This is a genomic window from Paenibacillus sp. J31P13 (assembly GCF_056269295.1).
Genome location: NZ_JBWDNR010000002.1, coordinates 524,355 through 550,546 on the forward strand (window position 1 = coordinate 524,355; position 26,192 = coordinate 550,546).

Sequence of the window (26,192 nt, forward strand, 5' to 3'; positions counted from 1 at the left end):
GAATCCAAAATGGAAAAGCGTATTCCTAAGTTTTTGATCGAGGAGGATGTCATTCATTTGAAAATCTCTTGCCAGTCTCTGAGAGAGAGGGCTCTTCTAGAGTTTCTCTACAGTACCGGCTGCCGGATTGGAGAGGTGGAGAAGTTAAACATCGAAGACCTAAATTGGGAGAACTGCTCCGCAATTGTAAATGGTAAGGGATCAAAACAAAGAGAAGTTTACTTTACAACCGAGTGTAAAGTTTGGTTGAAGAAGTATCTCGCGAGTCGCGAGGATTCCTGCAAGGCCATATTGTAGACTTAAAACAAAGTCTGATAATTTGGAATAAAGATTGATAATATTTCCATTACACTTCAGCAATCAATTAAATTTTGTTGTAGACTAGAAAAATTAAAGAGACTGACGGTGCTTCATTAAACTAACGGGCAGGATAGTTAAATCACTTCACGAATACCTTTGATCGAATTACTAAGAAAAGATATAGAAACCGAGTTACTTATAAGATTGTTTGAATTTTATGAGAGGATGGAACTAAAGGGGGATACTTTAGTTAAAGAAGTTTTGTCTTGCACTATTTTAGAGAGGCTTGGGGACGAAAAGGAAATACTAGAAATTGCTTATAGATATATGGGTAAGGAAACAAGAAAAGCGTCGGATAATATTGAAAGAGAATGGGGGAGATTATGAGAATTTCTATGTATTTCTCCGAAGCCACCGACAACCTCTAACACCGTTTTTAAACATCGAGCTATTCGGCAAGATTCATTATGCTAACGGGCAGGAAAATTAACATCCACAAATTTATTGAATTGTTATAATTAGGATTCTAAACAGTATGGATATCGTCAGGAGGATGTCTATTGCGGAAATATGCTTTAACACAAAATAATCCGTCTCATGAGATTCCTAAAGTAATGATTCATGAAACTGAGGATAGCGGGGTATACGTGTATCTTTATAAGTCGAAACACGATACTTCTTCACATAATGATTTCTGGTTTGATGATGTGCAAGATGCAGAAGACTTTAGCAATCAATATTTTGGAATCAAAAATTCGGACTGGTTGTCCATCGATGATCCAAGCAAAGGATGCCAACATGATCTAATTAGACCTATACGCCGAAAAGAAAAGCCTAATGATCATCAATATGAAATACTTGAAAATGGTGTTTGGAAAGATATAGAGTTATAAGTTTATATAGGACAATTCAGACGATATACTTGTGCTTTTCAAAGAAACCCACTTTGTCGTTAAGCTAACGGGACACTATAGTTGAACAACCAAGGGGTAGTTTGCTACGGGCAGCTGCACCTTTTCTTTATTAAGGTAACGAGCAGGATAACGTGGAAACTATCTTGAATTAAAGATCAGCATATATAAAAGTGTTTAACATCCATTTTCGGAGGTGATTATTACGGCAATTTGGGATTATCAATTTATTCTTTTTCCAATTGGAAATGTACCAACCTTGACGGAAGATGGAATGGAGTTTGTTGGGCAGAACAATTTTGACTTTGTCCAAGCAGTTGAATTGCTAGAAAACTCAGCTTATATAAAGAATGACCCAACATTGAAATCTTGAAATTCATTAAATGATGCGTGTTATTTTCTCTATAATGATGGAATGTACATAGTTGAAATTGAACTAAATACAGGCACTGAAGCAGAAAAAGCTGAAGAGATATCTGTCAGAATTAATATTTATAAAGAAGAGGGTAGTGTAACTGAAGCATTACGTATATGTAGGATATTATGCGATTCCTTGATTTTAAATTGCTGGAGCATGAAACTTCGTAGAATAGTTGATTTGAATGATGTTCTTGATGTGAAATCTACAATAAATCATTTCAATGGGCTGCGAAATAAAGATTAATTCCCCAAACTTGATTCAACTAACGGGGAACATTAGTTCAATAGTACACAACGATGAGAAGGCAATGCGGTGGAAGACAATTGAAGTATAACGGTTGATTGTTATCAAAAATGTTATTTCTGTAGAGATAAGCATCTTTGAACGGCTTTTAAAGATGTGAATTGATAAGTTGTATCGGCAGCGCGAGAAGAGATTTTTGGTTAACAAGTTGACGATTTGTAATAAAAAGGCATTAATTCCGAATTATCAAAAATCGAAAATCCTTGCTGTGTCTAGGAGAATCATCACTGTTAATTACAATGTACCAACGAATATGCACACCTCGAAATGATTGCAACGATGGTCTATAAACTCACAAAAGACGCAACGCCATATCAGCTAAAAGCAGCGGGGCTAGGCGCACATTATGTGGCGCACGACAGTGCTTTATACTATGAGAACGCTGGGCGAGTACCCTGGACGGCAGCTTATATTCAAGAAAAAGACGATCCAATCGCAGATCTCTATGAGGATATTGCAGCGGAAGAGAAAACGAGAGCAACGTATCAGTGGCTTATTGATCTTACGGATGATGTGGATTTGCAGGATAGCTTGAAGTACCTGCGGGAGCGGGAGATTGTGCATTCGCTTCGGTTTCGGGAAGCGGTGGAGATACTTAAGGAAAAGCGGGATGAGAAGATTTATTATTAAATGTAAACTCTCTACAGTGAAGTTTTTTACTGTAGGGAGTTTTTTTATTAGAGCAATACAATATTGGATTCATGGTGAGGATTCTAGTTTATGATGAAGTGATAAATAAATACTCTTCTAATAAAGTATAATTATTTGGAACATATCGTAATAAAAGTTCTATTTATCGTAATTTGGTAATGAGCACATTTTATCAAGAGTCGATTGAATGCCTCTTGAAACTTATATCAGAATTCAATGAATATGATTTTGCAGCGGCAGCGTGTAACGGGATTTGGTTATCTAGGTATCCCATATAGATAGCTAAACTAAAGAGCAGGAAAGTTTAGTTATAAATGTACTCTACCAAAGTCTGTGTGGCAGAATGTTGTAATCTATAGGGAAGGAAGAATATGTATGAATGCTGAAAAATATATGGAATTTTCAAAATGAGAAATTCAGATATGAGAGAGGAGCCTAAATATGAAACTTGAAACTAATCGGTTATTATTAAAAACTCTTGATCTTAATCTTATCGAGTTGGCAGCCCGGCGTGATAAGCAGGCAATCGAAGCCTTAGGATACAAAACCAACGGCGAATGGCCAGGCCACGATTTTTTTGAAGCTATACCCTACTTTCGGGAAATATTAATTAAAAACAATGGTACTAAAGGATTCGACTCTTGGATCATTGTTGTAAAGGAGTCCCAAGAAATAGTTGGTGGTATTGGCTTTTTTGGTAATCCCGATCCGAACGGTATAATCGAAATCGGTTTTGCTACTAACGAAAGCCACCTTCGTAAAGGTTATTGTTTTGAAGCTGCACAAAAATTATTAGACTGGGCCTTAACTCAGGATGCAGTCAAATGTATCACCGCAAGATGTGATACTGACAATATCAGTTCTAAAAATGTATTAGTGAAGTTAGGATTTCAAATTGAACACAGCGATGTAGAATTACACTATTGGAAATTTAATAATAATAAGTAATTTCGACTACTTAGCAAATTTCTGATGGAGAAAATGCATGAATGATTTTGGGGATATTAGGGATTTTCTCGGATTTTTTGATAATAAAGTTACAGATATCATTTTAAATATGAGTAATATGCCAATGACTGCAATTAAACTTCCTGACCTATAAAAAGTGGAAAAGGTTGATATATAATGTCTATCGCTGAAAAACCGCCAATAGATCAAAAAACTCCGCCCACTATTGGACGGAGTTCTAAGTCTATCTATTTTATTATCTATCCATTACAAAACTCTACGTGCACTGACATAATGATTTGACCACCAGCCAGAGCTTAAGCTGTTAATGGAAATCCCATCGACAGAGGGCGTATTATGAATAAACTTCCCAGCGCCCATATAAATCCCAACATGATTAATAGCACGGTTATTGCTGCCAATCGTATCAAAGAAGACCAGATCGCCTTTGCGAAGATTGCTCTTACTTACAGCAGACCCTTGATTTTTCTGAACTTTCGTTCCCCACTTTAGATCTATCCCAACCTTATTGAAGATGAATTGCGTAAAGGACGAGCAGTCAAAAATAAGACGGCTAGGATTTCTCGTACCGAAATCGTAGCTCACCCTTCCTTTGTAGCTCTGGGCTAGACTGATGACTTTATCGGCCTTCGAGACTGAATCTGTTTGACTACTGCCGCTACTTCCACTTTTATAATTCGTATATTTTGAATTAGCCGATATGTACCCGGTTTTATTATCTTTAGTGCTTACTTTCAACCAATAGCTGTTGACCTTAGAGATTACGTTAATACTCTCGCCTTTGGAGATAATACGAATCTTCTTTCCGCTGGTGCTCGGCTGGGATCTAATATATACCCCGATCTTGACTTTAGTTTCATAGGTCACGGCTGCTTCAACTTTAGATGCAAAAGGTGCCGGTGCTATCCCTAATGCACTAAACCCGATTATCGCACTCATCCCTACAATAACAAACTTCTTTTTCAGTACTTCTAGCTGCATTTATTTGTTGCCTCCCATTCGTTTGGTTAGTAACAAATATAGCAGGAATTAAGTTACCTAAATAATTCCTATGAGAACAAAAACCTAGCATGAATAGGAGAATGAATCCTTTTATTAAAAAATAATGAGAGTTGCTTAATCTTTCCGAACGATAAGCAGTACTAGCAAAAAAAAGTATGTAATAGTCAATTATTTATTGATATCATCCCTTCACATCCCTAATTTTAAAGAAAAGACTTCGCTATAAGCAGAAAATGCAGCTCCAACAAAAGCTGACCCATTCACTTCGATTAACATGGCTTCCTAGTGAGCCCTTTGCCCTCTGCCCTCGGGCCGTATCTAATCATAAATGCTTTCATCTTTTTGTTCACTAACAGTCTGAAGATAAAACGAACGGCTAGGAACAGCGCGAGATTTCTTATGAATGCTCGCTTAATCATAGGATTTCACCCCACTCATTTACTCCGAAATGGACGTTTTGAGCCGTGCTTGACTTTAATCTGTTTAGGCGTACGGAAGCAGGAATTATCAAGGGAATTCGGAGTTTGAGATCTGTAAAGCATGATCTTATCGGGTATTTTAGAGCTTCATGAGAAAGTGAATAACGAGAGGCGCCTTCTCTTTACTATTGAAAAAAAGTAGTAATGATAGTATAACGAAAGAGTTGGATTGTCCCAGAGGGCAAACCGGAGAGGGCATTCCCAAAAGCGCAAAAAACCTTCTGCACCACTATGAATGTGGAACTGAAGGTTCTTTTTTAATCTCATATTTCTTGAAAAGTGGGAGCTAATATTTCAAAAAAAGATTTTTATGAAAGCCCAGTCTTGTGTTTTTACAAATGTTTCATGTCTAATAATATGAACTTGATCCTTAATGGGCTATTATAAGCGGCTGGTGAGTAGATCGAATTAGTTCGATTGCTTAATCGAAAGGTTTGTCTCCCGAATTCCTTTAAAATAATCTGTGGGCGAAAGCCCGACATATTTCTTGAATACTTTACTGAAGTAATAAATGTCTCCGAAGCCAACGAGAAACGATATTTCACCAATGCTTAGATGCGTGGCATGCAGCAACTCCTGAGCATGGTTAATCCTAACCTTGTTAATATAATAAGTGATCGAGTAGCCAGTTAGCTTGTTAAAGGTTCGGTTTAGATAGTCGAAGTTGTATCCGAAGTTAGCCTCGATATCTTGGCTAGTTATTTTACTTTGATAATGATGATGAATATAGTCCAGTATCTCATTGGCTTTAAGAAGTGCTTTTGTCGTTCGTTTCCTATTCTGCTGCAGCACCGCCAGCATATTTTCACGGGATAAGCTTATGAAGAACTCGGAAAGCTTGAGTGCCGTTAAGCTTCGATTATAATTTTTGCGCCGATACAACTGTTGCATTTCATTCAGGCTGTAGTAAAGTTGTGACAAAACCGTATTATCAGTTATAGTGAAATATTTAGGAAAGCAGCAGGGGCTGCTTTCTTCTGTATCTTCGTCCTCGAGGATAAACCCTTTGGCAAAAGACTCCGGATCTTCAATCCAAATGTTTGTAATATCAGAATGCTTAAAATGTATATAGTAGTAGTCACATGCATGCTTCTTGATGCCTTCGTGAATCAGATTGGGTTCAAGTACTAGCACATCACCTTTCCTCAATACAAACTGCATACCATTCTCCTCAATATGAAGCTCACCACTTTTAATTAAATAGAGAACATATTCATTAACGCTACGTTTAAAGTGAATCCAAGGACTCTTATAGGAAATAAACCCCATCCAAGTAATCCGCGGAACCAAATCAATATTGATGGCGAGCAAAAGGATACCCCCATTCGCAAGTGAAATCAAAAAAAGTCGCTATTGTACAAAAAATGTCTAGATCCACCATTTCCAAACATTCTATCACAGACTATTCTATTTAAGAAGCTTCTATCAATATTAATCGTTAGGGTGATGGTGGATATGAGAAAATTAAAAATCGGTATTATCGGATTAGGCGGAATCGCCAACTTTCATAGCGAGGGAATCTTATTGAGCGATGACGCGGAAATCTGGTCGATTTGCGACAGCAGTGATGAGACGCTAGCAGCGAGAAGTCTGGAGTGGAATATCCCGGAATCACGATCTTATTTGAGCTATAGTGACATGCTCAAAGATCCAGAATTAGATGCAATAACCATCGGTACGCCAAACTATAATCACTTTGCAATTGCTCAAGCCGCGATTGAGCATGGCATACCCTTCGCTCTTGAGAAGCCAGTAACCCAAAATGCTAGAGAAGCGTTAATTCTAATGAAGGCTCTGGAAAGAAAACCTATTCCTCATTTAATCTGTTTCTCTTACCGATATAAAGCGGCTGCGCGATACGCAAAAAGTCTGATTAAAGAAGGCAAGCTTGGCACCATTAATCATGTATATAGCCAATATTTTCAGGAATGGGGCATTAACAAGGAGATTCCACTTGTGTGGAGATTCCAGAAGGAGTTTACCGGATCCGGGGCGATGGGGGATTTGGGTTGTCATATGCTAGACTTGACCCGATTCTTGGTCGGTGATACAGAGCGCGTTATCGCTGATGCCGGTACTATCATTAAAAAGCGGAATCGTCTGGATGGCTTGGGAACGGGAGAAGTAGACGTAGATGATTATTGCCATATTCTTTCCCGGATGGAGGGTGGAGTATCCTCCACAATGAGCATCTCGAGATTTGCTTATGGGCGTGGCAATTATCAACAAGTTGAAATTTATGGAACGAATGGCGCTCTAGTTTATAATCTTGAGGCGGAAGATGTGCTTAGCGTCAAACTGACTGATGATATTGATTTTCATGAGGTTGAAATCCCTGATTCGTTCAAGCTGGGTCAAATGCAATCCTTTTTTGATCTCATAAATGGTCGTGATGATGGGAACAACGCTGCAATGAAGGATGGATATGTGAATCAACTGACAGTTGACGCGATAGTCCAGTCCTTTAACGAACAAAAATGGATAGCCATTAAATAGGAGGGCATTAAGATGAAAACGATTAAAGTAACTGTGTGGAATGAGTACCGGCATGAAAAAATTAATCAGCATGTGGCGGATATTTATCCTGATGGCATTCATAGCACGATTGCAAATTTTTTAAAAAAACTAAATGGGTTGGAAGTTGCGACAGCGACGCTGGATGAACCGGAGCATGGGTTAACGGATGAACGATTAGACAATACTGACGTGCTTATCTGGTGGGGGCACATGGCGCATGATGAAGTTCAAGATGAAATTGCAGACAAAGTGAGAGATCGCGTGCTCCAGGGTATGGGACTTATCGTATTGCATTCAGGGCATGGCTCTAAAGTGTTTGAACGTTTACTGGGTACCAAGACCGGTGCGCTCAAATGGCGGGATGACGGTGAAAAAGAACGTGTTTGGGTCATTGAGCATGGACATCCCATAGCGGACGGTCTAGGCGAATATATTGAAATTTCAAAGGAAGAAATGTACGGGGAACGGTTCGAGATTCCATCCCCGGATGAGTTAGTCTTCATCTCCTGGTTCGAAGGAGGAGAAGTGTTCCGCAGCGGATGCTGCTACCGCAGGGGCAAAGGGAAATTATTCTACTTCAGACCGGGACATGAAACGTTCCCCGTCTACCACCAGCCGGAAGTGCAACTGGTAATTAAGAACGCAGTGCACTGGGCAGCTCCCACTCAAGGAGCGAAAGTACACTATGGCCGAGTATCCCCCATTGAAAATATCCAAAATATATAAAGCCTATAAAAGATACTGACCAGGTCAGTATCTTTTTTCGGTATTAGGTAGATTGACAGAATGTTTTTTATCGAAATATACTTTGAGTAACCGGTTACGTAAGCGTTGAAAATAAGGTGACTTCCAATAGGAAATGAAGGAGGTATCTATGATACCAACAATAAGAGATGTAGCGAAACAAGCAAATGTGTCTGTTGCGACTGTTTCCCGAATATTAAATGGCTTAAACGGGTATTCCGAAAAAACGAAGCAAAAGGTATTAGATACTATTGATGAATTGGGCTATCATCCGAACGCCATCGCACGTTCATTAAGTATTAGACGTACTCAAACAATCGGAGTCATGTTTCCGGCTGTCTCCAATGAATTCTCATCAGCGATACTGCAGGGGATTGAAGAATACGCTCAAAGCTGCAATTATAGCGTGCTCGTATGTAATACGGCTGCGGATGGGAATCAAACATTAAGATACTTACAGGTATTAAGGGAAAAACAGGTAGATGGTCTACTATTTGCCAGCGAAGCGCTAAAAGAGGAATATATTACAGCGCTTGATTCTATGAATATTCCGGTTGTATTGGTGGCTTCCGAGTCGAGTGATCCAAGATTTCCGTTCATAAAAGTAGATGATAAGAAGGCTGCTTATGATGCAGCTTGTCATTTGATTGGGAAGGGCCATAAGGAAATTGCCATGATCAGCGGGACTAAAGGCGATCCCATTGCAGGGGCTCCTCGACTTGCGGGCTACAAACAAGCTTTGTTGGATAACGGGCTGTCATTTCGGGAAGAACGAGTCGCATACGGCGATTTCCTCTTTGACAGTGGTATTTCGGCAATGGAAACTCTTTTAAGAAAAGCTAGAGGGATAACAGCTGTATTCGCCGCAAGTGACGAAATGGCCATCGGCGCATTGAACTGCGCTATTAGCCATGGAATCCATGTACCGGAGGAGCTATCGATTATCGGCTACGACAATATCAGGCTCTCGAGAATGATTCAACCGTCTTTGACTACTGTCAACCAGCCATTGTCGGAGCTAGGGCTCGGGGCCGTTAGCAAATTAATCGAAATGATTGAAACGGACAGCTTGGTCTCAAGCAGCATTGTTTCTCATCATATAGTTGAGCGTCAAACCGTAAAGGACATGAACAAACTTAATTGTTAGCTTTAAAATGCTTGGCGAGACTAATGCTAGTAAATCTGTCATGCATTTTTCTCTATTTTTATTCTACCACGGGAGCGTATCTACCTAATGAAATTAAAATCAAAAACGAAAAAACTTGGCTTTCGTTTCATCATTCTTTTCTCTGCGGTCACCGTGCCTCTGTTGCTCATTCTTTTCGGGGCAGGCCATTATGCCCAGGACGTAGTGCTAACCCAGGTTGCAAATTCCTATCAGAATTTAGTCAATTCAAATCTTCATATGATCGATAGAAGCATGGATGATATTACCACCAATATGGTATATATCGTTGATCATGATGAAAACTTTCAGAAATTCGGACAGCCTGGTCTATCGGATTCCGAATATTATTTTGCTCAAATGGAACTGCTTCAGAGAAATACGGCGTATCGTTCTTATTACCATACGGTTGATATGTTCTATATCTATTCCAAAGGCAATGATTTTTTGGCGACAACCAATGTGATTCCAACGACGGATCATGACGAGGTAAGTGAATGGATCATGGATTCCCTACGTAACCCTGAGACGCGAAATTCTTTAATGTATCAATGGACGGTCATCCGTATTGGAAACCAATATTTTCTGCATCGCGTTGTTAGTGATGATCTTAACAATAATACATTTATTGGCGCCTTGATTAACATCAACACGTTGAAGATTCATTTAGGCACACTCGACCTGAGGGACGGTGGGGATGTTGTCTTCGTTGATGAGAATGGTATTATTTTATCCGATCCCTCTCCACAGCTTAGTAAGGGATTTCAATTGCCAGCTGATAAATTGTCGTCTAAAGCTTCCTTCTCATTCTCAGATGAGAAAAAAAAACTCTTTGTAATTACGAGCGTTTCCTTAAAAAGTGGAATAAGCATGGCAGTCATTCTTCCATACTCCGATCTGTTGCGGGGATTAAAATATTTTCAAACAGCCATAAACTTGTTGCCTTTGTTTGTTCTCGCTATCCTTCTTGTGTATTTGTTTATTTTTCGAAGGATTATTTATAGTCCCATACTTCAGCTTTTAGGGGCTATTCGACGGATAAAAGATGGGGACATGGAGATGAAATTGCCGCATTCACCCATAACTGAATTTGATATTATCAATCACACGTTGAATAACATGGTCGATGAAATCAAAGACCTAAAAATTGATGTCTACGAAGAGCAGTTAAACGCGAAAAATGCGGAGCTGAAATATCTGCAAACACAGATTAATCCTCATTTCTTCCTGAACACCCTGAATATCATTTTTCAACTAGCGGACATGAAGCGATATGAACTAGTGAAAAAAACGGTCCGACATATGGTGCAGTATTTCCGTTTTATGCTTAGCGCTAACAAAGATTCGATTACAATAGCCCAAGAGCTAGGACATATTAGGAATTATTTAGAAATTCAGAAGATGCGTTATCAGGAATCATTCGAGTTTGAGATCAGGATTCCGGAAGAACTGTTGGATGCGCGGATCCCGCCTCTCATTGTGCAACCTTTTGTAGAGAATGCGATGATTCATGGTATGAGCGTCAAAACCGATCCTTTTGTGTTGCAAATCCAAGTGAATCTGTTGGAAGATACCACTGATAGAATGTGTATCGAAGTGATGGATAGCGGGAAGGGAATCGCACAATGGCAGTTGGAAGAGCTATCTTCCGAGAGATATACTCCGGTCTCAGAAAGCAACCATATTGGAATATGGAATGTCAAAAAACGGGTGAGCATGCGTTATGGGGATGCCGCGCAGATCGAATTCTGCCATAACGAGCCTAAAGGATTTAAAGTACGGTTAAGCCTGCCTATAGATAATATGAAGGAGTGAGATTCACATGGCTCAGATGTTGGTTGTGGATGATGAAAGATTTGCTGTGGAAGGTATTTGCCAATCCAATGATTGGAAAACTCTTGGTATTGATGTTGTGTTTAAGGCGAATCATGCTGATGAAGCGAGAAGGATCATGGAGGAGCAACGGATTGACATTCTGATCTGTGATATCGAAATGCCAGATGAGGACGGACTCTCTTTAGTCCGTTGGGTTAAGGATTACTCCTCATATACAGAATCTTTAATCCTGACCTGCCATTCGGAGTTTACATATGCCAAGCAAGCCATTAACCTAGGGAGCTTTGATTATTTACTTAAGCCCGCCGATGGACAAGAGCTACTCCAAGTAGTCTCACGTATGATGCAAGCTATTAAAGAAAAGAAGGATAACTCACAGTATAACGAAATGTATCATAAATACCAGGAATTGTGGAATAAACAGCAGCCGCTTTTGGCAGAGCGGTTCTGGCAGGATCTTTTGTCACGTCGTATTTTATCAATCGGAGATTTTTTGGGGCGGGCGCTTTTAGATGCACAGATCGAATTGACGACTGACAATAAGGTGCTACCTATTCTGATTAGTATTGAGGAATGGAAGAAGCCCCTGAGCGCACGTGATCTAGAAATTATGGAATATGCTATAAAAAAGGCAGCGGGAGAACTATTTCTTTCTGATTTTTCGGGGGATGTCATTGTAGATAGAAATGGTGTAATGTTCGTTGTGGTCTATGCTCCGGAAGATCACTTAGGCACCGACTGGTGGCAGCAGGCAGGTTCTCGATTTATCACGGTATGCCGAGAGTTATTCTACTGCCAGGTTAGTTGTTATGTCGGCAGTTTTGCGTATCTTAAGGATTTGTCCCTTCTTTGCGAGGGTTTGAAAAATATGGAGCGTAACAATGTGAGTCAAACACAATCCGTAATTATGTATGTCAGACAAACGATTACTTCTGAGCTACAGACGGTGCCAGACAGCATTAATGTTTCTGAATGGTCTAATTATATGTTGAACAGTGAGCGTGAAAAGGTAATAGAGCTTATTCATCGAAGCATTGAAAAATTGGAAGCAAATAAGGTTATTCATCAGAATCAACTCGAGACCTACTATCATGAAACGTTGCAGGTTGTCTATCATTTTCTTCATGTGAAAGAGATTAGTGCCAATCAAGTTCCTGATTTTTCAATGTGGGCATCTGCCCAAATTCGCAGCTTATCTCAATATAGGCATTGGGCTGTGAATTTGATATCAACCGCTATGGATACTGTTTTTGCGGCCAAAGAGACTGACAGTGTGGTGCGAAAATCCATTCAATATATGAAAGAAAATGTAGAGGAGGATGTGTCAAGAGAAGATGTCGCTGCCCATGTCAATCTTAATCCTGCTTACTTATCCCGATTATTCAAGAAAGAAACCGGTCAAAATCTGATTGATTATTTGATTGAAGCGAAGATGGGTCGGGCGAAGCAACTGCTTGACTCGACTTCAATGACGGTAAGCTCAATAGCTCAACAGGTCGGGTACAGTAATTTTTCCCATTTCACAAAAATGTTTAAGAAGCAATATGGTATTAACCCACAAGAATATCGTAATGTCATAAAACGACTAGTGTGAGGTTACAAAAACGGTAGTGAGGCTAAATCTGCGAAAGTATACTAAGGTCATATAAACTAAACAAGCAGGTGGAGCATATGAACGAAGTCAATTTAGCCGTAACGAAGGAGGCAACAACACGCAAGAGATTGAATCATGTGCTTGAGAAGCTATGGAAGCATCGAGCGCTAATCATTCTTGCTTTACCGGGAATAGTGATACTTTTTATAAATAACTATCTCCCCATGTTTGGAGTTTTTCTGGCCTTTAAGGATTTGAATTACACCAAAGGCATATGGGGCAGCGATTGGATAGGCTTGAAAAACTTTGAGTTTTTGTTCGCCTCCAATGATGCTTGGATCATTATTAAGCACACGCTTCTATATAACCTCGCTTTCCTTGCCATTAACACAACATTGGCGATATTATTGGCTATTTTGTTAAACGAAGTGAAGAACAAGGTTTTATCTAAATTTTTTCAAAGCACAGTAATTCTTCCTAACTTCGTCTCCATGGTTATTGTAGGATATTTGGTGTTTGGCTTCTTAAATCCGGAGCTTGGTTTCGTAAACAAATCCATACTCGAACCATTAGCGAAAGACCCAGTAGCTTGGTATGCCTCCCCAGAATACTGGCCTTATATTCTGACAATCGTTAATACATGGAAAACAGTCGGATATGCAGCAATCGTATATCTGGCAGCAATAATCGGGATTGATCAAGAATATTACGAAGCAGCGTTGATTGATGGTGCTGGCAAGTGGAAGCAAATGACGAAGATTACAATACCTCTAATCATGCCTGTCATTATCATTCTGACCCTTCTTGCGATTGGTCGAATCTTTAATGCGGATTTCGGATTGTTCTATCAAGCCACAATGGCCTCTTCGATGCTTAAAGAAACGACAGAAGTCATAGACACTTATGTTTACAACGCTTTGCTCGTAACAGGCGATACGGGACTAGCCTCGTCTGCGGGTCTTCTTCAATCCGTTGTAGGATTTGTGCTTGTCATCTCGGTCAACTTCATTGTGAAGAAATTCAGCAAAGAGAATGCGTTATTTTAGGAGGTCAGAGGATGGCGGTGAAAAAACGTACGAATCCCATTATAGTTATTTTTTTAAGTCTCATTAGTCTGGCATGTATTCTTCCCTTCTGGCTCGTCCTGACCGTGTCCATATCTGATGAGAATGAGGTTATTAGGCACGGTTATAGTTTTTTACCGAAGAAATTGGATTTTGTTGCTTATCAATATCTGTTACAAGATTCCGCTAATATATTGCGTGCCTACGGGGTTACCATACTCGTCACGATTGTTGGTGTCGTAGTAAGTTTATTAATTACTTCTTCAATGGCGTATGCGCTCTCGCGAAGTGATCTTCCTTATCGGAATGGATTGAACTTTTATGTGTTTTTTACAATGCTCTTCTCGGGCGGACTGCTGCCGTGGTATTTGGTATATACAAGGTTTCTTCATGTGCAAGACACGCTGCTTGCGCTGATCATTCCTGGATTGATAGGTGGATTCAATATTTTCATCATCCGGACTTTCTTTACGAACAGCATTCCTCCTTCGTTAATTGATTCCGCACAAATCGATGGTGCAAGCGAGTATAGGACCTATTTCAGTATCATTATTCCGCTATCACTACCTGTAATGGCGACGATTGGATTATTCACTGTTGTAGCTTATTGGAATGATTGGTTCACAAGCCTTGTTTTTATCAATAATGAGAAGCTGTATTCACTGCAATATTTACTTAACAAAACGCTTATGAACGCGGCTTTCCTTCAATCCATTGCGAATAAAGCTTACAGTTCCACTGCCAATGTGACACAGCCTCTTGAATCTATTCGGATGGCTATGGCAATGGTGGCGATTGGCCCGCTGGTGCTTGTATTCCCATTCTTGCAGAAGTATTTCATAAAGGGCTTAACAGTAGGCGCAGTGAAGGGCTAAATCCGGCTTGCTTCGGTTTAGTATAGAGAAAAAAAGTGTTCTAAAAAAAGGGAGGTACTTTTAATGAAATGGTTTAAAAAGAGTTCTGTTGTTCTGATGTCTCTTGTATTTTCAGTCATGCTAGCAACAACAGGTTGTTCTAGTAATAGCTCAGACGGTCAAGTTTCCAACTCACCTGACGCTTCACCAGCAGCAGGAGACACAAATAGTTTGGCGCCGTACGAAGTGGTAATGGTTTATCCGGATGCACCGCAAAATGATTTGGAAACCGTCCAAAACGAAATGAACGTCTACTTAAAAAAGACCTACCCGGAAATGAACATGACAGTTAAGTTAAATCCTATCGATTGGGGCGCTTGGAATGACAAAACCAATCTAATGATGGCTTCGAGTGAAAAGTTCGACTTACTGTTTACTGCCGATTGGATGGGCTATAACCAGCAGGTAACCAAGGGAGGTCTACTTCCTCTTGATGATTTGCTTGCCAAATACGGTCCTGATATCGAAGTGGTAGAGAAAGATTATCACGAACCGGCCAAGCGTGGAGGTAAGTTGTATGGTATCCACACCCATCAGGAGCTGGGCGGAGCTCAAGGTATCTATCTGGATAAAGCACTTGTTGACAAGTACAAATTTGATCTCAGTGTTCTGAAATCGGGCAAACTTGAAGCTCTGGAACCTATGCTGAAGACGATTAAAGATAATGAGCCGGGTATTACACCGCTAGTTGCGCCAAGCTTTCCGCTTGAGGCATATTACTCTTCGGGAACCACCGACTCGATTGCTAGTGTAGCTGTTTTGAATGTGTTAGATATCGAAGCTAATGATTTCACAGTTATAAATACCTTCGAGACTCCCCGTTATTTGGAATTGGCTAAGTTGACCAACAAATGGTTTAAAGCAGGCTATATTAATAAAGATGCGCTAACACCAGGGCTTGATGCTTGGAAAAAAATACAAGCAGGCAAAGGGTTTGCACTTGTAGGTGATGTTGATATCCTTGCGAATATGGAAATCGGTTCTGTCTCCAAATCGCCGAATGGTTCATTGAAGAGCGGAAGAGAGATTCTTCAAATACCTCTGCAGATCGATAGACTGCAGACCGGGAAGATGACGGCTACGATGCAGGCAATCTCCAAAACATCTAAAGACCCTGAGCGTGCCATGATGCTGCTTAATTTATTCTTCAAGGATAAAAACCTGCTGACTTTATTTAATTTCGGTGTTGAAGGCAAGCATTATGTGCTGAAAGATGATCAGATTGGATTGCCGGAAGGCAAGACAAACAATGACGTCGGATTTTATCACGATATAATGTGGCAAATTGGGAATCAAATGCTGAACTATACTCGTATAGGAGAAGATCCAAAGAAATATGAGAATTACGAAAAATTTAATGAAATGGTGTCGAGCAACCCATCTCGTATATTCGGGTTCATCTTTGATCCAGAGCCTGTCAAGAACGAGATGATTGCCATAGATACTGCACAAAAAGCTTTTGCGGATGGACTTAAATCCGGCCAACTAGACCCAGAAGAAAATCTTGAGAAGATGCTTGGGAAGCTAAAAGCGGCGGGCAGTGATAAAGTTATCGCCGAAGCGCAAAAGCAACTTGATGCATGGCGCCAGGAAAACGGTAAATAAGCATTTGAAGCAAAGGGTATAACTCTAGTAGTTATACCCTTTGCTTTAAAAAAGATTCATCCTACATAATCAAATATACATTTACAAATAACCAAGAAGGAGCAATTTTAATGAAAATGAAGTGGTGGCAAACTGCTGTGATTTATCAGGTATATCCTCGTAGTTTTCAAGACAGCAATGGAGATGGAATCGGTGATTTGAAAGGCATTATTCAACGTTTAGACTATCTAGAAAAGTTGGGGATTACGGCTATTTGGCTCAGCCCAGTCTATCAATCGCCTAATGATGATAATGGTTATGATATTAGCGATTATGAAGAGATTATGACTGAGTTTGGAACGATGGCTGACATGGATGAATTAATTCGTCAGGCGGATAGACGAAACATCAAGATTATTATGGATTTGGTCGTCAATCACACATCCGATGAGCATAAATGGTTTGTTGAATCCCGTAAAAGCAAGGACAATCCTTATCGAGATTATTACATATGGAGAGATCCAGTAAACGGCGGAACTCCCAATTCACTGAAATCGACTTTTAGTGGTCCTGCTTGGAAATATGACGAAGAGAGTGGTCAATATTTCTTGCATCTCTTCAGCAAAAGACAGCCAGATTTAAATTGGGAGAACGAGAAGGTAAGGCATGAAGTATGGGACATGATGAATTTTTGGTTGAATAAAGGCGTTGGGGGATTCCGAATGGACGTTATTGATTTGGTAGGAAAAATTCCGGATCAACAGATAACGGGCAATGGTCCGAAATTGCATGATTATTTGCAGGAAATGAATAGGGAGACATTTGGAAAACATGATGTTCTGACGGTAGGAGAGACCTGGGGAGCAACGCCAGAAATTGCCAAGCTCTATTCGGATCCGAAACGGAATGAGCTTTCAATGGTTTTTCAATTCGAACATATTGGTTTGGATCAAGAAGAAGGAAAAGAAAAGTGGGATCTTAAAGAGCTAGATGTCAATGTGTTGAAGCAGGTTCTTAGCAAGTGGCAAACTGCTCTAGGCAATGAAGGCTGGAATAGCTTGTTCTGGAATAATCATGACCTTCCAAGAATTGTGTCCCGCTGGGGAGATGATACAACCTACCGCGTGGAAAGCGCGAAAATGTTTGCAATCTTGCTGCATCTGATGAGAGGAACGCCTTACATCTACCAAGGTGAAGAAATTGGAATGACCAATTACCCGGTTAGTGATGTTAGTGAAATTAATGATATTGAAAGTGTGAATATGTATCATGAACGATTGGCCAATGGTTACAAGAGAGAAGATATTCTGATTTCTATCAATGCAAAGGGAAGGGATAACGCCCGGACGCCAATGCAATGGGATAATTCAGAGAATGCGGGTTTTACAACTGGAGCTCCTTGGTTACACGTAAATCCTAATTATAGAGAAATTAATGTACAAGCTAATCTTGAGGATCAGGATTCTATCTTTTTCTGCTATCAGAAATTAATTCATTTAAGAAAGACTAATCCAATTGTAGTTTGGGGCGACTTTGAGTTAGTGATGGGCGTGCCGGATCAAGTCTTTATGTATGTAAGGCGTTATGAAGACGAAGCCTGGGTAGTTGTGGCAAACCTCGGGGCGGAAATGACTACCTTGGAGTTGCCTGATTTCGGTCAAAGTGACGATGTAATCATCAGTAACTATGAAAGAACATCTATTAACTTTAATCAGCTTATTTTAAACCCGTATGAAGCTTTTGCTTTGAAGGCTTGATCATTGATGAATAAAAAAAGGGAAGCGGGCGCATGACCCACTTCTCTTTTTTTGAATGAGTTACAATCTGTTATATATTATATCAAAACATAATTTTTCTATGATATGATTCATGTTGATGCCATTTAATATCGAAAAATAGCCCGGGAAAAGGTGTCTTCAATGACTTTAAAAAGAAGAATTTTTATCATCTTTCTATTTAGTTCGCTTATTCCATTTATTAGCATCAGCGTGATTTCTTACTTTACAATTAATTCAATCCTGTCCAATAAAATTGAAACAGGTATTAGAAGCAATCTCAAGCAAGTCTCATTATCATTAGAGAATTCAATCAACAGTCTCAATCATATCTCCCAGCAATTCGCTTATGAAGGAACTATAGTAAGAGAACTCGATGATCTTATGCGAACACAAGAGCCTTTTCAACGAATGAAATTGCAACACCAGTTCAAAAGCAAGATGAACCTGATAACATTCACAAATCCGGATATCGGGTTGACGATGTATTATTTTGATAATGATAAGACTTACTATTTCGAAAATTTACCAGTGAAAAACAGCTTCTCTCCCGAGAAACTGCCTCTTTTTGCCCAATATTACGGAATTACTTATTATGGGCCTCATGAAAGCTTTAATCGCCTTGATAACAAATATGTGATATCGGCATTAAGAAAGGTGGATTTCCCTGGACGCAGTGATGTGTATGTATATGTCGAGATGGGACTCCAATTGGTAGAGAATATGTTAGATAATGATCAGTCTCAAAATAATCTTTCCCATTTGATCTTGGATAACAGCGGAAGAATTATTTATAGCGAAGCGCCTCAATTATTCAGGGTTGGAAAAACCTATTCTGAATTTTCAAAAGAAGATACATCAGGCTATAACAAAGGTTATTACTGGTACAAGCAAGCGAATAGCCAAGGGTGGAATGTTGTCTCAGTCATGCCTGAGGCAGACTTCAACAAAGAAAAAAATCGATGGATTGTGCAGATTATTCTGTTCACCTTAGTTTTTCTTGCAGTAACGCTTTTATTGGCATGGCTATTGTGGAAGATGGTATACAAGCCTCTCAACCAATTTCAATTAGAAATCAAAACGATTATGCAAACACAATCCAAAGACAGCCTCAAACGGACTAAGATTCCTGAATTCGATTCATTGTTGCGTAAGTTTGAACAAATGAAGAGACAGATATGGGAATTATTCAATGAGATAGGACAAAAAGAGAAGCAACGGGTAGATCTTGAAGTGGAAAAACTGCTTTATCAGATTAACCCTCACTTCCTGATGAATACGCTCGATACCGTACACTGGCTTGCTGTAATGAACGGACAGAATGAAATCGATAAACTTGTACAATCTTTGAATAAGTTACTTTATTATAATTTGGGTAAATTAGGTCGACCTTCAACTATTGAAGAAGAAATTAATGCAATAAAACATTATTTAGTATTACAGCAAATTCGATATGATTTTAAATTTGACGTTCGAATTCAAGTGGAGGAGGATTTGCTGAAAAAACAGGTTCCGCGATTCATCCTGCAGCCGCTCGTGGAAAACTCGCTTTATCATGGTCTAAGCGACGATGGCTACATTCAGGTAAATGTAAAATTAAATCAAGGAATTGAAATTGCGATACATGATAACGGTTCGGGGATGTCGGAGGAAACGATTCATAAATTGCTGAATAATAAGACGGCTGAAAATCAGAAGATTGGACTCGGAATCGGATTGAATTATGTCAAACGAACAATAGAGTCTCGATACGAGGATAAAGCTAAGCTGGAAATAAAAAGCGAAATCGGGAAAGGTACAAGCATTTATTTAACCCTGCCAATTGAAGAGGTGAAGATAGGATGATCAAAGTACTCGTTGTAGATGATGATAAATTGGTCCGGAAGGGACTCATTTCTGTGATGCCGTGGCAGGAATTCGGTATGCAGGTAGTTGGAGAAGCGAATAACGGGGAGAAAGCGCTGGAGCTGCTAGAAGTTCAGGCAGTTGATTTAGTGCTGACAGACCTTGCTATGCCCGTGATGTCTGGAATTGAATTGATGAGAAACGTTCGCAAACGGTTTCCTGAGATCCATATCGTCGTTCTGACTTTACACCAAGATTTCGAATATATACAGGAAGCTCTTCGACTAGGAGCAATTGATTATATTGCAAAGGTGGAGCTTGAGAAAGAACAATTGGACGAAGTTCTTGCAAGAATCGCAAGTCGGGTTTCTGAACAGACGAAGAGCAGTACAGTTCAACGTATTCAGAATGACTCAATGCCCTTGATGCTCAATAAGGGATATGTTGTTGTTTGTCTAGACAGTAATTTTAATAGTGATTGGGCGCTAGATTTGAAATACCCCATAATAGAAGCAGATAGAAATAGTTGGCTGTTATTTTCAGAAGAAGAGGATGACAGTGTTCTTATCCAACAATTATCAAGAAAAGTAGAAACATTTGAAAGCGGTGTATTAGTGGCATTAGCAGATGTTAACGGCATGACAAAAAATGAAATTCAGCGATGGATAAGGGAATTTACAGAAAGAGAATTGTTTTATAATTTTCATCCAGACAACAAAATTATTAAGGTTTGCATTCATAAAGCATATCAACATCAGCTTGAAGTAACGGATGAAGACTTAGATTTACTAAAAGAGTTATGGTTGTCGGTGGAGTGGCTTTACAATGATTTCTTGTTTCAGAAACTCGTCAGAAAAATAAAGCTGCTCAAATTGCCTAAAGTTAAGCTTGTCGGAATATTATACGCCTTTGTAAATGAGTGGAACCGTTTGTTTGCTCAAACTAAATTTGGGAAAATAACACTTAATGAACCTGTAAACTCATGGTTTCAAATTGAATTGTGGTTGGTTGGCATTCGTGAATTGATTAAGGTTGCGTCAGAAAAAAATAATTACTCGCAAGAAATAATCAATTTAATTTTAAAAGCTGAACGCATTATTCGTGCGGAAATGGATCAACCGTTGACAGCAGCCGAAGTGGCTAACAGGGTGAATATGAGTCGAAGCTATTTCAGCCAGTGTTTTAAGGAGATTATCGGAAATACTTTTAATGAGCATATTCGTATAATTCGAATGGAAAAAGCGAAGCAATATTTGCTTAGCACAAACAAGACGATTCTATGGATTGCAGAAAATATCGGGTATATGGATGAAAAGTATTTTAGTCGTACTTTCCGAAATCAAGTCGGAATACTGCCGAGTGAATATCGGATTAGTAAACGCACAGAAATATAAATAACGTCTATTCAAAAGAGAGGCACATCATGTTGAAAAAAAACTGCATGATATTCATCGTAATATTTCTAATATTGTTAACTGCGTGTAACAAATCAAATGTAGTTGATCCTAATTTCATTCCAGAAAGTGATGAGTATCTTCCATTGGGGAAATACAAGCAACCAGTCACGTTAAGTATCGGTATGGGAGTAGATCCAAATTATAAGACCTATACTGGGGAAACCCCTGCTAACAACCTTTGGGTTACTGCCATTAAAAAAACGTTAAATGTGAATGTTAAAATTGCTTGGTTTGTTGTTAATCAGAATATTGAGCAAAAAGTTGATTTAGCAATCTCAAGTAATACGTTGCCGGATGCAATGGTCGTATCTCAATTTCAACTTAATCAGATGGTAAAAGCAGATGAGCTTGAGGATTTGACTGAAGCTTATCGAAGCTATGCTTCACCAGTTATGAAAACTATTATTGACAGTACAAACGGGGTTGCAGAAGAACACGTTACATTCAATGGTAAAATGCTGGCTCTTCCATCTGCTTTTGCGGAAGATATCAGTATGATGTGGGTGCGCAAGGACTGGCTGGACCAGCTTGGCCTTCAGCCGCCTTCTACAATGGATGAATTGGAACAAGTTGCAAAAGCTTTTGTAGAACAGGATCCTGATGGCAATGGTCAAGCAGATACAGTAGGAATTGCAACAGGTACTTCGCTGTATGATGACTTTCATGCCGGACCTGGAAGTTTTAATCTAAATCCGATTTTTTCTGCTTATCAAGCGTACCCTGGCTTTTGGTTGAATGGTGCTAATGGAAAGCCGGTATACGGCTCCGTTCAACCTGAGATGAAAGCGGCGCTTGCTAAACTTCGTGATTTGTATGCGAAAGGTTTAATTGATCAGGAAATGGGCATTCGGGAATCTGCTGCCGAAGTTGTGATTGATGGTAAAGCGGGAATGTTTTTTGCGCCTTTCTCTGCTGGATATTGGCCCATTCCTGAAGCATTGAAGAACAATCCGAGAGCGAATTGGCAAGCATATGCCTTGCCGCTCGATACAAATGGCAAGTTTAATGCCAAGGTGTTTAAGCCGACGAAATCTTTTGTTGTTGTTCGAAAAGGCTACGAGCACCCTGAAGCGGTAATTAAACTTGCGAATCTTATTTTAAGAGATGAGTATAAATACGGAATAGACTTTCAGCCATTGCGTAACACAGTAGCTCTGCGTGATGAAATTTCGTTTTCTGTAAAAGCACTAAATGATGTGTTAACAGGAAGCCGAAAGCCTGAAGATTTTGAAGACCATAGTGAGTATCCTTTACTCCATAACGATTTGAACACCATTAGAAATACGAAATTAACCCCCTATGAAAATATGGACATTCAATATTGGAATATACGGGACAACAATTTCAAACGGGCATATTCTCTATTGGTTGGCGGGAGAAATTTACTTGATCCAAATCTCAACAAGGTAAAGAGTGCTTACTATTTGCATACGGATACGATGGAGACCCAGTGGAGACATCTGATGGACTCGGAAGTGGATGTGCTTACTCAAATTATTATGGGAGTCACTCCGCTTACAGCATTTGACCAATGGGTTGAGGATTGGAAAAGACATGGCGGCGATCAAATTACAGCTGAAGTTGCAGATGCGATAAATCAATAACAACATATAGTAGTGCCTTAATTAGAAACCGCTTCCTTAGGAAGCGGCTTTTTTATTATATTGAAATAATCGAGAAACTGTCTTGAAAGGGTGGTTTTTCGCGAATCTGGTTCACCGTTAGAACAATGTTTGGTAGATAGGGGGAGATGTGTCATCTGAAATGAGGCGATTTGGATTGTGATTCAAAATCTAAGATCATATATCACACCTAACTCGCGACGATAGCCCATCTCAATAAGAGACTGATTCCTTATATTTTTATTAGTGAAAGCGTTTGCTTTTATATCTCTCATTTGCAATATGACCAAAATGAAAGGAGGTGCAGAAAAATGAAACGTTTAATCATGCTTGTAAAATAAAAATGAATGGAGAGACACACAAAATTCTGGTGATACACATCAAATGGACGGTTCCATTCATGCGGTAGAATGTAAAGTCATGTTTATTAGGAAGAACACAAGTTGGAGGGTGTATTATATATGTCAAGCAAGGCGCATCCGTTAAAGCTGATTGTATATTTTCTTTTGGTTGCTGTGTTGTTATCATCGCTCGGTCTGGTGCATGTACAGGAAGTTGCACATGCTGCCAGCACAGGTAATGTCATCTCGGATATTTATACCGATAAGGCGATGTACAGTCCGGGAGAAGTTGTTACGATTTATGTTGATCTTAAGAATAATACGACTTCAAGTTTAACGAATACAGCGATCACCTTGACCTACAAGCAGTTAACTACAACAATTGGTACGCCTTCGACACAGACTTTCACTCTTAATCCAAACGCAATGATAACCTTAACCTTTAAATGGACACCGCCAATGACTGATTTTAATGGTTATATGGTAGAAGCGGTAGCAAAAAATTCATCAGATACACAATTAGACAGTCTCAATACAGCTGTGGATGTATCTTCGACTTGGACCAAATTCCCGCGCTATGGATACCTTTCAAATTTCTCAGGCCAGACCGATTCTGTATCAAGCGATACCATTAACCAATTAAACAAATACCATATTAATGCACTCCAGTATTATGATTGGCAATGGAAGCAGCATATGCCTCTTGCAGGAACTGTGCAAAACCCAACTGCAACATGGAATGACATAGCCAACAGGGCGACATACCGTCAAACTATTTTAGATTACATTTCAGCTGGACATTCCAGAAATATAGCAGCTATGAATTACAACCTGATGTACGGCGCCTTTAACGGATATGGCGAGGATGGAAGCGGCGTTAACCCGCAGTGGGGATTGTTTACTAAAGTCAATCATACCAATCAGTGGAATGTAGGTTTACCTGGCGGATGGGCTGCCACTAATATTTATATGTTCAATCCCGCAAATGCAAGCTGGCAGAACTATCTGAATGCGAAAGAGAGTGAAGTATTTGCTGCCTATCCCTTCGATGGATGGCATGTGGATCAGCTAGGGGACTGGGGTACAATGTATGATTATAACAGTGTTGAAGTTACGGTTAAGAATACGTTTGCGAGCTTCCTCAACAGCGCGAAGACTGCACTTAACAAAACAATCGTATTCAACAACGTAGCAAACTATGGACAGATTGAAACAGCGGGAGCCAATGTTGACGGAATGTACACCGAAATGTGGGATGGCAGCGGACAGAACACTTACTATGACGTCAAAAGGGTCATTGATGCAGGGGCTGCCAACACGAATAACACAAAGCCCGTAACCATAGCAGGCTACATGAACTATAATTATTCGAATACAAAGTCTGAACAAGCTCCTGGTAACTTTAACTTGCCCGGTGTATTACTGGCTAACTCTGCAATCTTTGCGAGCGGTGGCTCCCATATTGAGCTTGGCGATGATACCAGAATGCTCAGTAATGAATACTTCCCCAACCGCAACCTGGTGATGACCGACACATTAAAGAAAAGGCTGCGCAATTATTATGACTTCATGGTTGCCTATGAGAATCTGCTGCGCGGCGGACTTGCGAATATTTGGAACAGGATTGAATTGACTGGTATTGCGACAAGCGAAACTGCAGAGGCCAATAAAGTCTGGACATTCGCGAAGACAGGAAATGGATATGATGTTGTCCACTTAATCAATCTGCTTGGAGAAAGCTCAAACAACTGGAGAGATACGAATGCTAATTATCCTGCTCCAACTGCAAAAACAAATGTAGCTGTAAAATACTATTATCAAGGAACGGTCAATTCGGTTGCATGGGCTTCCCCTGACTATGAGAATGGCAGCAGCAACATTCTCAGCTATACAACAGGTGCGGATGCCAATGGAAATTATGTATCGTTTACAGTGCCGAGCCTGTCGTATTGGGATATGATTTACATCGGAAAAGCATCTTCGCCGACGTCGATCGAATTAATCAACCAAGGATTTGAAAAAGGAAACATTAACGGATGGACGGAATGGCATCCAACAGGTCAAGCACTTTCCTATGGTGTAGACTATAGTGATAACCACAGTGGATACAAAAAGCTGTATTTCTGGAATAGCAGTACGTATCAGCAGAGTGTTCATCAGGTGAAGACGGGTCTTGCCAATGGTTCGTATACGTTAAAGGCATGGGCAAAAGCTTCAGCTTACGGCGATGCTCCTACTGCCATAAGGATGGAAGCAATAAACTTTGGTGGTACCGATTCATTTACCAATATGACAGTAGACGGAGTGTGGAGAGAGTATAGCGCTACTGTAAATGTAGCCAACGGGCAGCTTGATATTGGCTTTTATGTGGATTCACCAGGTTCAACATCCTTACAGATAGACGATGTTCAGCTCTACAAGAATTAAGTTCATGCTGTATACCATCTAATGAAAAGGAAGTTAATACCAATCGGATGACGAGACTTTCGATAGAGTCTGCTTTTAATAGCGACTTTATGGTGAGTCTTTTTTCTATTTAAAAGTTAATAAAGACTGAGAAGACTCTGAAACCATAGACAATTTTCGACAGTTAGAGGAAGATATCGACGAGATTGCGGTCATTCATCTACCTTAATTATCCACCGCTTTCTATCTCGGATTTTTGTTTTTTCCCTTATGATGAATAGCGTACGAGAAT

At 39.8% G+C, this 26,192-nt stretch carries 20 protein-coding genes and 1 pseudogene; 19 read left to right on the plus strand and 2 right to left on the minus strand.

The window, feature by feature from the left end:
- Positions 1–9 precede the first annotated feature (9 nt).
- From AC0YOD_RS08685 to AC0YOD_RS08710, 6 genes and pseudogenes are all read left to right on the plus strand, one after another.
- A complete protein-coding gene (locus AC0YOD_RS08685) occupies positions 10–297 on the plus strand; it encodes a tyrosine-type recombinase/integrase (RefSeq protein WP_475798870.1) in 288 nt (95 codons plus the stop codon).
- A 159-nt stretch (positions 298–456) separates the two neighbouring features.
- On the plus strand, positions 457–687 hold the full coding sequence (locus AC0YOD_RS08690) for a DUF7674 family protein (protein WP_475798871.1): 231 nt from the start codon (positions 457–459) through the stop codon (positions 685–687).
- 173 nt (positions 688–860) lie between these two features.
- Positions 861–1,193, plus strand: coding sequence for a hypothetical protein (locus AC0YOD_RS08695; RefSeq protein WP_475798872.1), 333 nt, complete (start codon positions 861–863; stop codon positions 1,191–1,193).
- 214 nt (positions 1,194–1,407) lie between these two features.
- Complete coding sequence (locus AC0YOD_RS08700; protein ID WP_475798873.1) at positions 1,408–1,584, plus strand: hypothetical protein; 177 nt, start codon at positions 1,408–1,410, stop codon at positions 1,582–1,584.
- Positions 1,585–2,178: 594 nt separating this feature from the next.
- A pseudogene (locus tag AC0YOD_RS08705) lies at positions 2,179–2,565 on the plus strand (manganese catalase family protein); the annotation flags it as partial.
- Between the two features lie 462 nt (positions 2,566–3,027).
- Positions 3,028–3,534 carry a GNAT family N-acetyltransferase gene (locus AC0YOD_RS08710; RefSeq protein WP_475798874.1) on the plus strand — a complete coding sequence of 169 codons (507 nt, stop codon included), beginning with the start codon at positions 3,028–3,030 and terminating at the stop codon, positions 3,532–3,534.
- A 267-nt stretch (positions 3,535–3,801) separates the two neighbouring features.
- Here the strand turns inward: AC0YOD_RS08710 and AC0YOD_RS08715 are convergent, their stop codons facing one another.
- The gene (locus tag AC0YOD_RS08715) at positions 3,802–4,536 is read right to left on the minus strand and encodes a C40 family peptidase (RefSeq protein ID WP_475798875.1); all 735 of its coding nucleotides are present in this window, start codon (positions 4,534–4,536) and stop codon (positions 3,802–3,804) included.
- Between the two features lie 908 nt (positions 4,537–5,444).
- Positions 5,445–6,347 carry an AraC family transcriptional regulator gene (locus tag AC0YOD_RS08720; protein WP_475798876.1) on the minus strand — a complete coding sequence of 301 codons (903 nt, stop codon included), beginning with the start codon at positions 6,345–6,347 and terminating at the stop codon, positions 5,445–5,447.
- A gap of 144 nt (positions 6,348–6,491) precedes the next feature.
- Here AC0YOD_RS08720 and AC0YOD_RS08725 point away from each other — a divergent pair, with 144 nt between their 5' ends.
- From AC0YOD_RS08725 to AC0YOD_RS08785, 13 genes are all read left to right on the plus strand, one after another.
- A complete protein-coding gene (locus tag AC0YOD_RS08725; RefSeq protein WP_475798877.1) occupies positions 6,492–7,532 on the plus strand; it encodes a Gfo/Idh/MocA family protein in 1,041 nt (346 codons plus the stop codon).
- A gap of 12 nt (positions 7,533–7,544) precedes the next feature.
- The gene (locus AC0YOD_RS08730) at positions 7,545–8,279 is read left to right on the plus strand and encodes a ThuA domain-containing protein (protein ID WP_475798878.1); all 735 of its coding nucleotides are present in this window, start codon (positions 7,545–7,547) and stop codon (positions 8,277–8,279) included.
- A 148-nt stretch (positions 8,280–8,427) separates the two neighbouring features.
- Positions 8,428–9,444: a LacI family DNA-binding transcriptional regulator gene (locus tag AC0YOD_RS08735; RefSeq protein WP_475798879.1), complete on the plus strand. Its 1,017-nt coding sequence runs from the start codon at positions 8,428–8,430 to the stop codon at positions 9,442–9,444.
- An 87-nt stretch (positions 9,445–9,531) separates the two neighbouring features.
- On the plus strand, positions 9,532–11,277 hold the full coding sequence (locus tag AC0YOD_RS08740; protein WP_475798880.1) for a sensor histidine kinase: 1,746 nt from the start codon (positions 9,532–9,534) through the stop codon (positions 11,275–11,277).
- 7 nt (positions 11,278–11,284) lie between these two features.
- Positions 11,285–12,892: a response regulator transcription factor gene (locus AC0YOD_RS08745; RefSeq protein WP_475798881.1), complete on the plus strand. Its 1,608-nt coding sequence runs from the start codon at positions 11,285–11,287 to the stop codon at positions 12,890–12,892.
- Between the two features lie 77 nt (positions 12,893–12,969).
- Entirely contained in the window at positions 12,970–13,938 is a 969-nt protein-coding gene (locus AC0YOD_RS08750; protein WP_475798882.1) for an ABC transporter permease, read from the plus strand.
- An 11-nt stretch (positions 13,939–13,949) separates the two neighbouring features.
- On the plus strand, positions 13,950–14,831 hold the full coding sequence (locus AC0YOD_RS08755; RefSeq protein WP_475798883.1) for a carbohydrate ABC transporter permease: 882 nt from the start codon (positions 13,950–13,952) through the stop codon (positions 14,829–14,831).
- A gap of 63 nt (positions 14,832–14,894) precedes the next feature.
- Complete coding sequence (locus AC0YOD_RS08760) at positions 14,895–16,475, plus strand: ABC transporter substrate-binding protein (protein WP_475798884.1); 1,581 nt, start codon at positions 14,895–14,897, stop codon at positions 16,473–16,475.
- 110 nt (positions 16,476–16,585) lie between these two features.
- Positions 16,586–18,211, plus strand: coding sequence for a glycoside hydrolase family 13 protein (locus tag AC0YOD_RS08765; RefSeq protein ID WP_475798885.1), 1,626 nt, complete (start codon positions 16,586–16,588; stop codon positions 18,209–18,211).
- 162 nt (positions 18,212–18,373) lie between these two features.
- Positions 18,374–20,074 (plus strand): cache domain-containing sensor histidine kinase, encoded by a 1,701-nt coding sequence (locus AC0YOD_RS08770; protein ID WP_475798886.1) that lies wholly within the window; start codon positions 18,374–18,376, stop codon positions 20,072–20,074.
- Positions 20,071–21,468 carry a response regulator gene (locus AC0YOD_RS08775; protein WP_475798887.1) on the plus strand — a complete coding sequence of 466 codons (1,398 nt, stop codon included), beginning with the start codon at positions 20,071–20,073 and terminating at the stop codon, positions 21,466–21,468. Before AC0YOD_RS08770 ends, AC0YOD_RS08775 begins: the two co-directional genes overlap by 4 nt.
- Before the next feature lie 74 nt (positions 21,469–21,542).
- Positions 21,543–23,135 (plus strand): extracellular solute-binding protein, encoded by a 1,593-nt coding sequence (locus tag AC0YOD_RS08780; protein ID WP_475798888.1) that lies wholly within the window; start codon positions 21,543–21,545, stop codon positions 23,133–23,135.
- A 479-nt stretch (positions 23,136–23,614) separates the two neighbouring features.
- Positions 23,615–25,921, plus strand: coding sequence for a glycoside hydrolase family 66 protein (locus tag AC0YOD_RS08785; protein WP_475798889.1), 2,307 nt, complete (start codon positions 23,615–23,617; stop codon positions 25,919–25,921).
- Positions 25,922–26,192 lie beyond the last annotated feature (271 nt).